Annotated in this window: 14 protein-coding genes; 8 read left to right on the plus strand and 6 right to left on the minus strand. The window is 44.6% G+C overall.

The features are described 5' to 3' along the window. Positions 1-65 precede the first annotated feature (65 nt). Positions 66-227, minus strand: a complete 162-nt coding sequence (locus QUB37_RS05295) for a hypothetical protein (protein ID WP_333159921.1) — start codon at positions 225-227, stop codon at positions 66-68. On the opposite strand from QUB37_RS05295, the gene QUB37_RS05300 reads away from it, so the two are divergent. Further along, entirely contained in the window at positions 187-1371 is a 1185-nt protein-coding gene (locus tag QUB37_RS05300) for an aldo/keto reductase (RefSeq protein ID WP_445300005.1), read from the plus strand. The two genes, QUB37_RS05295 and QUB37_RS05300, sit on opposite strands and share 41 nt — an antisense overlap. Before the next feature lie 214 nt (positions 1372-1585). Beyond that, the gene (locus QUB37_RS05305) at positions 1586-2341 is read left to right on the plus strand and encodes a Fe-Mn family superoxide dismutase (protein ID WP_333159804.1); all 756 of its coding nucleotides are present in this window, start codon (positions 1586-1588) and stop codon (positions 2339-2341) included. 66 nt (positions 2342-2407) lie between these two features. On the opposite strand, the gene rsmG is transcribed toward QUB37_RS05305, so the two are convergent. Both rsmG and QUB37_RS05315 read right to left on the minus strand, forming a co-directional pair. After that, positions 2408-3151, minus strand: a complete 744-nt coding sequence (gene rsmG / locus QUB37_RS05310; RefSeq protein ID WP_333159806.1) for a 16S rRNA (guanine(527)-N(7))-methyltransferase RsmG — start codon at positions 3149-3151, stop codon at positions 2408-2410. A gap of 97 nt (positions 3152-3248) precedes the next feature. Continuing rightward, positions 3249-3920 (minus strand): energy-coupling factor ABC transporter ATP-binding protein, encoded by a 672-nt coding sequence (locus tag QUB37_RS05315; RefSeq protein ID WP_333159808.1) that lies wholly within the window; start codon positions 3918-3920, stop codon positions 3249-3251. Positions 3921-4349: 429 nt separating this feature from the next. On the opposite strand from QUB37_RS05315, the gene QUB37_RS05320 reads away from it, so the two are divergent. From QUB37_RS05320 to QUB37_RS05330, 3 genes are all read left to right on the plus strand, one after another. After that, entirely contained in the window at positions 4350-5366 is a 1017-nt protein-coding gene (locus QUB37_RS05320; RefSeq protein WP_333159810.1) for a Sll0314/Alr1548 family TPR repeat-containing protein, read from the plus strand. 15 nt (positions 5367-5381) lie between these two features. Further along, the gene (locus QUB37_RS05325) at positions 5382-5834 is read left to right on the plus strand and encodes a DUF3531 family protein (RefSeq protein ID WP_333038358.1); all 453 of its coding nucleotides are present in this window, start codon (positions 5382-5384) and stop codon (positions 5832-5834) included. A 184-nt stretch (positions 5835-6018) separates the two neighbouring features. Further along, on the plus strand, positions 6019-6450 hold the full coding sequence (locus tag QUB37_RS05330; RefSeq protein WP_333159812.1) for an NUDIX domain-containing protein: 432 nt from the start codon (positions 6019-6021) through the stop codon (positions 6448-6450). Positions 6451-6605: 155 nt separating this feature from the next. Here QUB37_RS05330 and QUB37_RS05335 read toward each other — a convergent pair whose 3' ends face one another. Further along, a complete protein-coding gene (locus QUB37_RS05335; RefSeq protein ID WP_333030414.1) occupies positions 6606-6971 on the minus strand; it encodes a phage holin family protein in 366 nt (121 codons plus the stop codon). 21 nt (positions 6972-6992) lie between these two features. Next, on the minus strand, positions 6993-8084 hold the full coding sequence (gene ychF, locus QUB37_RS05340) for a redox-regulated ATPase YchF (RefSeq protein WP_333159815.1): 1092 nt from the start codon (positions 8082-8084) through the stop codon (positions 6993-6995). 121 nt (positions 8085-8205) lie between these two features. Between ychF and QUB37_RS05345 the strand changes: the two genes are divergently transcribed. Next, positions 8206-8562, plus strand: a complete 357-nt coding sequence (locus QUB37_RS05345) for a hypothetical protein (RefSeq protein WP_333159817.1) — start codon at positions 8206-8208, stop codon at positions 8560-8562. Between the two features lie 132 nt (positions 8563-8694). Here QUB37_RS05345 and QUB37_RS05350 read toward each other — a convergent pair whose 3' ends face one another. Beyond that, the gene (locus QUB37_RS05350; protein WP_333159819.1) at positions 8695-8943 is read right to left on the minus strand and encodes a gamma-aminobutyric acid A receptor, epsilon-like protein; all 249 of its coding nucleotides are present in this window, start codon (positions 8941-8943) and stop codon (positions 8695-8697) included. Between the two features lie 572 nt (positions 8944-9515). Here QUB37_RS05350 and QUB37_RS05355 point away from each other — a divergent pair. Both QUB37_RS05355 and QUB37_RS05360 read left to right on the plus strand, forming a co-directional pair. Continuing rightward, positions 9516-10586, plus strand: coding sequence for a C39 family peptidase (locus tag QUB37_RS05355; protein WP_333159821.1), 1071 nt, complete (start codon positions 9516-9518; stop codon positions 10584-10586). A gap of 106 nt (positions 10587-10692) precedes the next feature. Continuing rightward, the gene (locus tag QUB37_RS05360; RefSeq protein ID WP_333159823.1) at positions 10693-14655 is read left to right on the plus strand and encodes a caspase family protein; all 3963 of its coding nucleotides are present in this window, start codon (positions 10693-10695) and stop codon (positions 14653-14655) included. Positions 14656-14680: the final 25 nt, after the last annotated feature.

Here is a 14680-nt window from a genome sequence, read left to right on the forward strand (position 1 = left end):
ATCAGTAAAACCAGTGCGATTGTTACATCTTCCTTCTCCCTTCTTCCTGACATCCGTTACATCCGTTACATCCCGTACATTGCTCGTTGCCGAACTTCCTTCTTCCTGACATCCGTTACATCCGTTACATCCCGTACATTGCTCGTTGCCGAACTTCCTTCTGCTATAGCTTTGACTTTAATTATGATGATGCAATATCGCAGATTCGGTCGCACAGAATTATCCATGCCTGTCTTTTCCTGCGGCGGCATGAGATATCATTACAAATGGCAAGACGTGCCAGCCAATGAAATTCCACCAGCCAACCAACAAAATCTAGAAGCGACGATTAGCTACTCGATTGAATGCGGCATAAATCACATAGAAACTGCTCGCGGTTACGGCACTTCCGAAATGCAGTTGGGGCGAATTTTGCCGAACTTTCCCCGTGAAAAGTTGATAGTGCAAACGAAAGTTAATCCCCAACCAAACTCCCAAGAGTTTCGCGAAGAATTTGATAAATCCTTAGCTTATTTGCAACTGGAATACGTCGATTTACTGTCGCTACACGGCATTAATACATGGGAATTGCTAGAGGATTCTATGCGTCCGGGCGGCTGCATGGATGTGGCGAGAAAGTTGCAAGCAGAAGGCAAAGTTAGGTTTATTGGTTTTTCCACTCACGGCCCGACGGATGTGATTGTCAAAACAATTGAAACTAATCAATTTGATTATCTTAACTTGCACTGGTACTACATCAATCAAAGTAATTGGCAGGCTATAGAAGCTGCTAAACGTCACGATATGGGCGTTTTTATTATCAGTCCTTCCGACAAAGGCGGTCAACTTTACAGCCCGCCGCAAAAATTGGTAGATTTGTGCTATCCGCTGAGTCCGATGGTGTTTAATGATTTGTTTTGTTTGTCGCATCCGCAAGTACATACTTTAAGTTTGGGCGCCGCCAAACCTGAAGATTTTAACGAGCATCTTAAAGCTGTAGAATTGTTAGATAGAGCCGATGAAATTTTGCCACCGATATTAGAAAAATTAGAAAAAGCAGCAATTGATAAATTAGGAGAAGATTGGTTTAAGACTTGGCACGTCGGTTTACCAAGTATCGAAAATACTCCCGGAGGTATTAATATTTATGTAATTCTGTGGCTGTGGAATTTGGCGCAGGCTTACGATACGATCGACTATTGCAAGATGCGCTACAACCTTTTAGGTAATGGGGGCCACTGGTTCCCCGGCCAAAAAGCCGATCGCCTCGATGAATTAGACTTGCGTCGCTGTCTAGCGCACAGTCCCCACGCTGCTAAAATTCCCGGTATTCTCCAAGCAGCCGATCGGCTTTTTGGAGGCGAAGCCATCCAACGCTTGTCCCAAGAATAATCGCAAAAAAACCCGGTTTCGAGACAGAAACCGGGTTGGTGAACCGGAGCACGTGAGTTAGTTACGCGCATACAATTAGCCTATACTTGAGGAACTCTCACAACCATCGCCCATCCGTCTCATCCATTCGGGCGATACAACTTTTTTTCTCAACTCACTCCCATTTTGCTTTAATCTGAGATAAAACAGTTAATAATTCACTTAGGTACTTTTTATGACTCTCAAACGCCGAGATTTCTTGTATTTGCTGACGGCCAGCGTCGGAGCTATTACCGCAGGTGCTTGCCAAGCGTCAGGAAATAATGTACCGCAAGCAAGTCCAATTGCAGAAAGCCCAAAAATAGCCCAAACCCCCGGCCCTTTTACACTGCCGCCTTTGCCCTACGAATACAATGCTTTAGAACCGCACATCGATGCGCGGACAATGCAATTTCACCACGACAAACACCATGCCGCTTACGTTAAAAACCTCAATGATGCTGTCAGCAAATACCCGCAACTCAAAAATATCACTGCGGAAAATATGCTGCGAGATTTGAGCAAAGTTCCTGAAGATATTCGCACAACCGTGCGTAACAACGGCGGCGGACACCTAAATCACAGTATGTTTTGGGAAATCATGAGTCCCAACGGCGGCGGCGAACCCACAGGGGCAATTGCCACAGCAATTCAGCAAAATTTCGGCAGTGTTGACGATTTTAAAGCAAAATTTAACGATGCCGGCGCCAAGCGTTTTGGCAGCGGTTGGGTTTGGCTAGTCCGCAATAAAGCTGGCAAACTTGAGATTACAACTACGGCAAATCAAGACACTCCTTTGATAGATGGCAACTATCCAATTATGGGTAACGATGTTTGGGAACACGCTTATTATCTCAAATACCAAAATTTGCGCGCCGACTACTTAAAAGCTTGGTGGAATGTTGTTAATTGGGCGGAAATTAACAAGCGCTACGAAAAGGCGATCGGGTAGTTTTCAATTAGATGAAATACAGGACACGGCAGATGAAATACAGGACACCGCAGTGCCGTGTCCCTACTAGCGAACGGGACGCTCGAACTGCTGTACAACTTTCCGCAAGTAAACGCAGTGCCGCGCCCCCTGACTCGTCGGCGTTGTGAATGCTTCGACTGACTCAACTGTGCCGCCCAAATGCTCGATCGCCCTTTGCAACTCCGTCTCTTCCTCCACCGTCCAATTCCCACGGTAAAGTACAGCCAAACCGCCATTTTTTAGCAGAGGCAGCGCGCATTTAGCGCAGAGAGGAGCTGCTCCCACTGCTCGGAGAACGGCTAAATCATAAGCTTGTTTGTGCTGCGGCTGTCGGGCAATTTCATCGGATCTGCCCAACAAAGTCGCCGCATTTTCTATCCCTAAAGATGGCACAACTGTTGCCAAAAAATCAATTTTCTTGCGAGTAGAATCGAGCAAAGTAACTGATAGTTCCGGCATGGCGATCGCGATCGGTAGACCCGGAAAACCCCCACCTGTCCCGATATCGATCGCTTTCTGAACCGACTCGGCGCCTAATTCGGGATTTTCCGCCGAATTATGATTAGCTGGCAGCAGTCTCGCAATTCCCCGCAGAGAATCCCACAAATGTTTTTCCCAAAAATCGATCGGCTCAGTAATTCGAGTTAAATTCAAGGAGCGATTTCCCTCGACTATTAACTCATAAAGTCGCTGAAATTGTTGTTGCTGCGACTCATCCGGCTGCCAATTCAGCGTTTTTTGCCACAAGTCGTTCATCTGGGGCAACATAGGCATTGTAATCTGATTCATCTTCTATTCCCACTCTTTTGTAAGCTCTGCAAATTCTCTGTACTTAAAAATGCTTCATAATGCGGTAGACCCACCCGCACTAACTAATGACTAATGACTAATGACTAACAAAACTCGTTTCCTTAGCTTCTAATTTAGCCCGATCGACCTCCTGCAAATCCCCGTGGTCTAAAGTCCAAAATTTATCGGCTACACCCAACAAATCGCTAGCATCGTGAGTAACAATCAACAAAGTCCAGTGACTTTTCAACTTACTCAACAAGCTTACCAACTGCCGTCGCATCGACCAATCCAAACCCGCCGTCGGTTCGTCCAAAAGTAGCAAATGTGGCTGCCGAATTAGCTGCACCGCCAGGGCTACCCTGCGCTGTTGTCCGCCGCTCAAAGCGTGGGGGGAAGCGCGCAGAGGCAAATGTCCTAGTCCCACCTCTGCCATTGCTGAGTTAATTTGTTCTTGTCCCAATTCAGGATGACCCAACCGCAATTCTTCTAAAATTGTGCCTCCGCAAAAATGCCTTTCTGGAAACTGGAACACTAAACCTCCTAACTGTTGCAAGTGTTCTGGTGTTAATTCTTGTTCCCGCCAACGGATGTCGCCGCTAGTTTTTTCCGCTAAACCTGCTAATATTTCTAATAGCGTACTTTTGCCAGAACCGCTGCGACCCACAATCAGCCCCATTTGCTGCGAGGGCAGTTCTAAGTTAATATTTTTCAGAATAGGATTCGGACAGGCGGTAGGATGATATACTAAGTTTTTTAGATAAAGCATTAACGGCAGTTGTTAGTTAGCAGTTGGCAGTTGTTAGTTGGCAGTTGGCAGTTGGCAGTTGTTAACAGTCAACAGTCAACAATCATAAAAATAGTTATTGTTGGATCTGGGAACTTCTGGTTGTGCTATTGATAGTTAAGGCTGTTTTTGGCTGGGGCCGATCGCACACAATTATTTTACATAAATCTTTACAAAATTTTCCTTTTTTTTCAGGATTGGCGTTTGATTTTTTTGTTGTTTCATGGTATACTTTAACAATGGAAATCTGTCGTTTAATATATTACAAGTCACACTTCCATTATTAAAATATACCTCAACAACCACAAAAAATCAAGCAAATTTCGCTCTTTTTTTGGTCGCGGCCCGAAAGCCTGAAAATTTAACTCTCTTGTTTCTAGTTTACAGTATATTACATTGAGAGAATTGACGATGACGAAAACCCCTTTAGCATCGCTGGGCAAGCAAATGTTAAGTTCTAAACAGACAGTGCGGGCGATCGCCTGTGCAGGAGCGATCGCCCTCAGCATCTGCATTAACTCAGCAGTAGCGGGCGATCCCTTTCGCAGCAGCAACCCGCAGGCGATCGGGCCCAACACCGAAACCGCTTTCAAAACAATGTTTCAGCAAGGAAACTACAAACAAGCAAAAACTCAAATTCAACAAGCACTATCAGCCGAACCAAACGAGCCACTAGCCTATGCAATGGCAGCCTCCCTCTCCTACATCGAGCAGGACTTAAACTCGATGAATTCCTACGCGCAAAAAACCCGCGAAGTCGGCGAAAATTTGGCGAAAACTAATCCATTGCGCGGCAATATTTACACAGCAGCAGGTCACTTTCTAGAAGGGGCGAACATTATAGCCAAAGAAGGAACAGCCAAAGGCGCGCCCCAAGCTTTGAGTAAATTGCGAGTAGTATTTCAATACCTAGAGGCCGCCGAGAAAATAGCGCCCAACGACCCAGAACTAAACCTGATCAAAGGCTACATGGACTTAATGCTAGCCACAAACCTGCCCTTTTCCAACCCCAACGAAGCAATTCAAAGACTCGAACAAAAAGCCTCTCCCCGCTACTTAGCTTATCGCGGCATGGCCGTAGGCTATCGAGACTTGAAAAAGTACGATCGTGCTTTAGAGTTTGCCAATAAATCTCTAGCAGAAACGCCAAATAATCCCGAAGTTCTCTATCTAAAAGCACAAATTTTGTTTTCCCAATCCCAGAGGAAAGACGGCAACAAAACCTTACTTGAGGAAGCCAGAAAAAACTTCGATGCAGCCTTAGCAAAACCCGACCAACTGCCGCGCAGTTTAGTAGCCGAAATCTTCTTTCAGCAGTGCAGAACCCGCAACCGTCTCGACAGCCAATCTCGCGCCTGCGACCCGATGCGCGATAAAATCAGAGATGCAGATGGAGTCTGGGGGCCGGCAGCCTTACCACCACTATAAAAACAACAAAAAACTATGCAAGTAGAGTTTCGCGAGTTTAACCCCTTTGACCTCTGGATTTGGCTCAAGTTCAGCAACGTGCCTTCAAACGGTGAAAAACAGTATGTTGAAGAAGTGTTTGACTCTTGGTTTTTCTTGGGAAAACTGGGAGGATTTAATGCAGAAAATTTGCAAGTTCAAGATGAAGGCTTAGATATCAGTCAGATGAATTACGATGTTAATCTAGCCGACCAAAGCATGATGGCTTTGATGCACAATATGGGAGAAATGGAGTATCAAGGTTCTTGGGCTCGCTGCTGGTTTGATTTGGGTACTAGCGATGCAATTGGCCTCGATGTCTTGATTAATGTTTTCCAGCAACTCAGCAAAGAATTCGTAACCATTGAAAAACTCATTATTGGCGGGGAAAATAGAAACTGGCCCGTTGACACCAGTCGCCGTCGAGAGACTTTTGCCGCCGATAATTAGTCATTAGTGATTACTCATTAGGGGCGGATTCTACTCGTTACTACGCTCTGCCTGGTAACACATATCCAAAGGATATGCCTCCTATTTTGCTGCTCCGAAAGCGAGGCAGAGCCTCTGGACATTGATTCCTAGGCAGAGCCTAGGAACCAGTTAATGATTGATGACTAATGACTGATGACTAATTATGGAAAAAGGTAAAGTTCGCGTAATTGTTTTAGGATTAATTCAATCGGGCGATCGCATTTTCGTGTCAGAATGCGAAGATCCGGTCAAACAAGACACATTTTACCGAGCCCTGGGCGGTGGTCTAGAATTCGGAGAACACAGCATCGACGCTTTGCAAAGAGAGTTTCAAGAAGAAATTCAAGCCGAGTTAACAAATATCAAATATTTGGCTTGTTTGGAAAATTTTTTTATTTTTAATGGCCAAGCCGGACACGAACTAATACAACTCTATCAGTGCGAATTTGTCGATCCCAAATTTTATCAATTGGAGAGTCTAGCCTTTGCAGACGGAGATGGGGAGCATACTGCATTTTGGATGCCGATCGAGCGCTTTCGATCGGGCGAATTGCGCCTAGTTCCCGACAAATTTATCGACTACTGCGAAGGCTAATAACTCAACCAATACCAAAAAACAAATACCTGATATGGGGGAATTAAACCTAAAATATTTGCCGTCGGGGCGGGTTTCACCTGAAATATTGGCGATAAATAACTAACAGGATGAATAAACCCGCCCCTTCCTTGCGCCCCCCGCATTACCCGGATCTACCTTACACTAGGCAGAGTCCGCAACAGCTCATAGAGCAAAGAGTTGATAAAACCGAGGGCTATAGCACCCAGCAAAGCACTCCAAATTCCCCAGCGCAAGCGAAATCCATCCACTAGCCAAGCCGCCAATCCAAAGATAATCGCGTTAATAACAATTATCCACAAACCAAAAGTTACCAACACCAAAGGAAAACCCAAAACCACAAAAAGCGGCCGCACCAAAGCATTCAGCAATCCAAAAACCGCAGCCGAAATCATCGCTTTTCCAAAAGTGTCAATATCTACCCCGATGGGCAACTTGGAAATGATAAAAAAGCTCACCGAAGTAACTAGCCAAGCAATTGCCAGCGAAACGATATCCATGTGTTCATCTCCTTAAAAAAGCTAAACATTAAATCGGAACAACAGCACATCCCCCTCTTGTACAACATACTCTTTTCCTTCACTGCGAACTAAGCCTTTTTCCTTAGCTGCATTCATCGCGCCCGTAGCAACCAAATCTTCATATGCTACAGTTTCGGCCCGGATGAAACCCCGTTCAAAATCAGAGTGAATAACCCCCGCAGCTTGCGGTGCTAGCATTCCGGCGATAATCGTCCAAGCGCGAGTTTCCTTCGGGCCGCTAGTAAAATAAGTCCGCAAACCCAATAATTCGTAAGTAGCTCGAATCAGAGATTTCAAGCCACCTTCTTTTACCCCCAGAGATTCTAGGAAATCCGTTCGTTCTTCCTCAGATAACTCCACTAATTCTGACTCAACTTGTGCCGAAACTATGACAACCTTAGCATTTTCTTTAGCTGCTACTTCCCGCACTTGTTCGACATAGCTATTTCCTGTTGCTAAATCGTCATCAGACACATTAGCAGCATAGATAATTGGTTTGTTGGTCAGTAATTCCAAACCTTTAACTAATTCAGCTTCTTCATCTGTGAAATTGTACTGCCGCGCTGGTTTCCCCGCATTCAAAACCACGACTAATTTTTCGAGCACATCAACTTCGGCCTGAGCTTCCTTGTTGTTGCGGGCTAGCTTGCGAGTGCGATCGAGCCTGCGTTCAATTTGAGCTAAGTCTGCTAAAATTAATTCGAGATTGATAATGTCAATATCTCGCTGGGGATCGACAGAACCCGCAACGTGAATAATATCATCATTGTCAAAACAGCGGACAACGTGGACGATCGCATCCACAGCCCGAATGTGAGACAAAAACTGATTTCCCAGTCCTTCCCCCTGACTCGCCCCCTTCACCAAACCCGCAATATCCACAAATTCCATCCGCGTCGGCACAGTTTGCACGGAATTGGAAATATTGCTCAGCACCTTCAACCGTTCGTCTGGCACTGCCACGATACCCGTATTTGGCTCGATCGTACAGAAAGGAAAATTAGCAGCAGTCGCCTTGGCATTAGCAACCAGAGCATTAAACAAAGTAGATTTGCCAACATTAGGCAGTCCGACAATTCCGGCAGTAAGCATAGCTATTTAGAAACATATCACTGTATCAAAATATCATAAGGAATAGCAATATATCTGACTTGTGTGTATTAACTTCCACTGCTAAGCTTGAATAAATATACAACTTAAGGTAGATGGCTCAATGGTTAACCGATGGTTAAGCAAAGTAACGATCGCTGTGGGGCTGTCGCTACCCCTGTTAGGGCTCACAGCAGCTAGCGTTTTCGCTCAGATGGTCAAAATTTCGGTGATTAACAACAGTGGCAAGACGATGACAGCCATCTATATGTCTCCTCCCGATAAGGAGGCTTGGGGAAAAAACGAGTTAGACGCCCCGATTCCAGATCGGGAAAAGGCAGATTTTGAGTGGAATCAAGCTGACTACGAGGGTTCGGATGCGGGCTGTGTTTTTGATGTCATGGCCGAATACGATGACGGCAAATGGACTGCTTTGGGTGCTGTTGACCTTTGTAAAGAGACTGCGCTCAACTTCAAGTAATGGATAATCTACGCAAAAACCGAGTTTTTTCAAGTCTGATATGCCACAAAAATATTGGGGACTTTGGAGAAACCGGTTCTTGCGATCGACCTGACAAACAATCTTAAATTTCGCGATCGACTAAAACATAATTTAAACAGGTTCAGGGATTGTCTGAGGAATAGGCCCCGGCACTGTCTGAGGAATTGGAGATGGTACAGTTTCCGGCACCGGTTCGGGAATTGGCTGAGGAATTGGCGCAGGTACCGGTTCCGGTACAATGCCGGGAATCGGTTCGGGTACGGGGCCCGGCACTGGTGGCGATGCCGGTATAGTCGGCAGCCCCGGTTCGGTACTGGGAATTTGCGGGCCTGGAAATGGAGTAGGGTTGGGAAAAATCACGGCAATTCTATTAATAACTCGATACAATCATCGTAGGTAAAAAACTAAAAATACGACATCTACCTAAATAGTGAAAATTTATTTGAAGTAGAATTTAGGTGCATTTTATATCGGCTGTTTGGAGTAGATGACAGCAACCGGGTTTATCTGTATTTTATTTTTTATGCTGACGGAATGCAATTTTGGCACAGGCTTCCGGTACAGGCCGTGAACCCTTGAAAAAAGCGTAGCGTACTCATCACGTGCGATCGCTACAGCCTGTGGGAGCAATTCTTTAATCTAAAATCTAAAATCGCGCAATCGATCGCCCTCCGAAAAGCCTTGCCAGCCTGTAGTTTTGCACGACACCTAGCCAAAAGTACAGGTTCTGTCCTGTACTTACGGCCAGTTGGGAGCTGGCCTTTTGGCTAATTTAAGACTCAACTAAAAGCTAGGAACTTTTTGGGGATTATTCTCTTACGATTGAACCTACGCTGTCACAGATTTTTAGGATTAAGCAAAAAGTTTCTCCCAATCCAAATCTGTTTCGGTCTATGCAACAAGGAAAGCCGAGGCATAAAGGGGCATAAAAAATGCATCTCCAAGATTTTGTCGAGACAAATATCAAATACGATGTCAGCAAAATAGTAGCCGATCAAGAGTTAAGCTTGGAAATCCAAGAGATTCTGAGCGCTCAAGGGCTACTCTCTCCCACAGTAGAAGATATCTTTGGCCCTGTTTCTATTGCTGTTTTAAAACGCTTCCAAAAACTAAATCGCTGCTATGAACCAGGATTTTTGGGAAAACGAACAGCTACCGAACTCCTCGAAGTTGATAAAGTAGCAACGCGAGGAGCGGAAGGTCTTCCCTCAATTCAGGTGAAAATTATCCAAGATACTCTCCTTAAAAATAAACCGTTGCAATCCGATGCTTTGTTGCCGGCAGAAAAACACAATCTCAAAGCCGGCGTCACCCTCAGAGTTGCCTCATTTGAAGTTGAGCGCGGTCATTTAAAAATTACCTTAGCTGATACTCCAGTTGAGAATACTTGGAATGGATATATTTTTGGAGAACACGCCGAAGTTTTTGAAGGCACTACCAGAATTTATCCAAAACGCGATGAAATTAAATTGCCTATTCCTTACAAATCTCAGAGAGATAATGAAATCAACCCTGATGGTTCCTGCAATGTTACTTCAATAGCGATGTGTTTGGAGTATCTAAAGATTCCTCGTCTGCACAGTGAGGGGCAGTTTGAGGATGAGCTTTACAACTATGCCTTAGATCAAGGATTAAGCAGGCATAGTGGTTACGATCTTGCTCAAATTGTTCGCGACTATGGAGCGAAAGATAATTACACTGAAACGGCCACTATTGAAGAAGTCAAAGACTGGTTAGCTAATGGAAACCCAACCGTTGTTCACGGCTACTTTACTGGTAACACAGGGGGCCCGAACGATGGTCACATCATTGTATTAGTTGGCTATGACAGCACAGGTTTCATTGTTCACGATCCTTATGGGGAATGGTTCGCCGATGGATACGATCGCAATGAGCCAGACGGAAACGATGAAAAGGGTAAATTCCTGCATTACTCCTACGGAATGATTAAAGATACCTGCATCCCTGATGGAAGATTTTGGGTACATTTTATTTCCCGTTAGTGAGAGTTGGTGTCATTTCTCCATTTCCTAGAATCGTTAATAGCTAGAAAATATTAGCAATTAACGATTAAAACCCATTTAAACACTTTAATTAAACAAGGCAGTTATGGCAAAAAACATTTACGCGCTGTTAGTTGGTATTGACAACTATTCTCCCGCATCTAATCCTCTCGTCCCTCCCTTAAAAGGTTGTGTTAACGATATTAAAGCTATAGAAGCTTATCTGGGAGAGCGAATTACTCAAGATAGCGAATGGAAACTTATAGAGCCTACAGACCAACCTTGGATACTGCTCAATCAAGATGCCACTCGTCAGGCAATTATCAGCGGTTTTCAGCAGCATTTGTGCAACGCTGACAGCGAAGATGTTGTCTTATTTTACTATTCCGGTCATGGCGCTCAAGAGAAATCACCAGAGGAATTTTGGGAATTAGAGGCAGACCGCTTAGACGAAACTTTAGTGTGCTATGACAGCCGTGCAGAAAATGGTCGGGACTTAGCTGATAAAGAACTAGCCTACCTCATATCCAAAATAGCCCTAAAAGAACCTCGGATTGTGGTCATTCTTGACTGCTGCCACTCCGGTTCGGGAACCAGAGACTTACCCCCCGAAACAACAGTAAGGCGCGCCTTAGTAGACTCGCGGGAGCGACCGTTAAGCACGTTTATTTTTGCCGAAGACGCAGCAGCAATTCAGGAAATACTAAGCACTGCTAAACAATCAGAAAAAAAGACAACTGGTGTCATTTTGCCCAAGGGAAAACACATTTTGTTCTCTGCCTGTAGAGACTACGAACTGGCGAAAGAATACAAAACTGAGGATGGAGAAAGTAGAGGAGCTTTCTCTTACTTTTTGCTGCAAACACTACAGCGAACCAATGGTAGCATAACCTATCGAGATTTAGCGAGAAATATGAATGCTCTCGTGACCGGCAAAGTCAAAGAACAGTCGCCTCAAGTAGAAGCAACCGACAGGCAGGATTTAGACCAACCTTTTTTGGGCGGTGCTATTAAAGAACGACCTCACTACTTCACCTTAACTCACAGTCAAAACCTTCGGAATTGGGTAATTGATGGAGGGTCTATTCACGGAATTCCTAAACCCTTTAATGGGGGAGATACGCGACTAGCATTTTTTCCCTATGGCAGCAGTCCCGAAAAGTTGCGCCAACTTTCAGAAGCTTTAGGCGAAGCACGAGTAACTCAGGTATTGCCACAACGCAGCCAAGTAGAAATTATTAACGGTCAAGACAGCTTATCAGAAACTGAGAGCTATTGGGCAGTAGTGACAAGTTTGCCGTTGCCAGCGTTGAAAATTTACATTAAGGGCGATGAAAGTGAAGTCCAAGGCATCAAAAATCTGCAAGAAGCACTGTCAAAAGCAGCAATTGGCAACAAACCTTCTTTGTATGTGCAGCAGGTAAATGAAGCTAAAGATGCAGATTACCATCTGTTAGTCAGTCACGGTCAGTATTGGATTTTACAGCCTGATAATAACCGGCCTTTAGTTGCTCCGATTCCCGAAGAACCAAATCAGTCGGGATACACAGATGAAATTGCTTTACAGGTGATTTATCGTTTAGAACATATTGCGCGTTGGAATAACATTTTACAACTCTCCACTCCGGCGACTAGCCGCATTAAAACCGACGAGGTGGAAATGGAAATAATTCTGCTTTGCGGTCAGCAAGAATCTTCGCCAGGGGATAGAGACGGAAACATCTCGTCATCTGAGATGCGTGTCGATTACGACTATGACAATGGCGAGTGGCAAGCGCCAAATATCCAAATAAAACTGATAAATAAAAGTGACAAGAAGTTGTACTGTAATGTAATCGTTCTTTCCGAAAGTTTTTCTGTAGATACTCCATTTTTTGACCGAGATAGCAGTATCTTGCTCCCACCAAAAACTTCAGAAAATCCCTCTAGTATTACCAGCTTTGATGATATTGTCTTTCAAGTCCCTGACGAATATTTTGAACAAGGAATCACTGAGTATAAGGATATTCTCAAGCTAATTGTGTGTAGCACAGAATTTGATGCTAGCTTGCTAAAACAAGATGGACTAGCGCCGCCTAAACTGACTCGTTCTCTTGGAGAAACTGAGGGAACTCTAAATAGCTTGATGGCACAAGTTAATACTCGCGAAGCCGTGAGAGCCAAGGGAAATTATGATGATTGGATGACGAAGGAAGTCACAATTACAATTGTCCGACCTCAAGATGCTCAACCCATTAACGCTAATCGCAGCACTGCCTTACAACAGGGTGCCGTCGAAGTTCAGGCTCATCCAACTTTAAAAGCGAAAGTGAATCTCACCACTGTACCGCAAGCGAGTCGAGATTTAGGGAATTTGATTTTACCTGCGATTTTGCGGCAACAAAATCGCGTGAGTGAATCTTTCCAATTTACAACCAGCCGAGGCACTGATCCAGGGTTAAGTGCTTTGGAGTTAAGCGATGTAGAAGATTATGAAGCGGTGACACCAACAACCCCTCTCAACTTGTTGGTCAATCAAGAATTAGCGGAAAATGAGCATATCTTACCTTTTGCTTATGATGGGGAATTTTTCTTGCCATTAGGAAGAGGGGCGAGAACTGAAGATGGCAAAACAGAGATTACGCTGGAACGCTTACCCAAACCAACAGTTAGCAGTCGCAGCCTTCACGGGTCAATCCGAATTTTCTTTGAAAAAGTCGCCCATCAAAAATTGGGAAGACCTTATGAATATCCTATTTTAGCTGTAGCAGAGGTCAGCGAAAAAGGTGATGTCAGCTACGAAAAAAATCAAGAGCAAGTTAAAGCTAGAGTTGCAAAAGCCCAGCGCATCCTTCTCTACATTCACGGGATTATAGGGGACACGCAAAGTATGGTTCCTAGTGTCAGACAGACGGTAGTAGAAGTGGACGGACAACAGCGACAGATTGCAGAACTTTATGACTTAGTTTTGACGTTTGATTACGAGAATATCCAAACCACTATTGAGGAAAATAGCCGCCTATTAGGGCAAAAATTGCAAGCAGTTGGTTTGGGAGCAAATCACGGCAAGCAGTTGCATATTGTGGCTCATTCGATGGGGGGTTTGGTTTCTCGGTGGTTTATCGAGCGAGAAGGCGGGAATCAGATCGTACAGCACTTGGTGATGTTAGGGACACCTAATGGGGGTTCTCCTTGGCCTACAGTACAGGACTGGGTTTTCACAGCGCTTGGGATAGGGCTGAATCAACTTTCGAGAATTATTTGGCCGACCAAAATTGTTGCTCAATTACTGGAGTTTTTAGAAGCAAACGATTACTCGCTAGAGCAAATGCGACCGGATTCTCCTTTTCTGAAAAAACTTGCCGAAAATCCCGACCCAGGGGTTCCCTATACAATTATTGCTGGCGATCGCTCAATTGTTTCAAAAGCTCTAGAATTTCAACCCGACAAGGAATCAAATCCCTTACAGCGGTTATTGACCAACCTTTTTGGCCAAACTAAAGACAGAGTTGTAGAATTGGCATTTTTCAGTCAGCCTAATGATATTGCCGTTGCTTTAACTAGCATCAAAAATGTCAGTGCTAATCGCTCTCCTGCACCCAAAATCCTATTACCGGATACTGCGTGCGACCATCTTAGCTACTTTACACATCAGGCTGGGTTAGATGCTCTGGCAGCGGCTCTTTTCCCAAGTCCTAATGGCAATACTCAGTTATTAGTAAAGCCTTTGGTGGCGGCAATAGTAGAGGATGAGCCAGAGAGTATGAATTCTCAGCCTGTGGTTAAAAATACAGTTAACCCTTTACCTGTTGCACAACAGCTTGCCAAAACTCCCGTAGAAAGTTCCTCTCCAGCCTCGAACAGTCTCACCAGTTCACATCCAGTTGGCTCGGATACGCTAAACGTTCAAACACAAAATAATTCAAGGATAACAGGTTTAGGAATTGGGCTAGTTGCGTTTTTAATCGCAGCCGCTATTGGCTTAATTGGTTTCTGGCCTCGTTCTCCCGTGCAACAACCAGCGAATCAAAAATCAACGAGTCAGTCAAAGGAACAGGCACTCTATCAGTTTAAAAAAACTAGCAATTAGTTTTTTGTTAACAATTTTACCAGCA

It is taken from the genome of Microcoleus sp. AT3-A2 (assembly GCF_036705685.1).
Lineage (GTDB): Bacteria > Cyanobacteriota > Cyanobacteriia > Cyanobacteriales > Microcoleaceae > Microcoleus.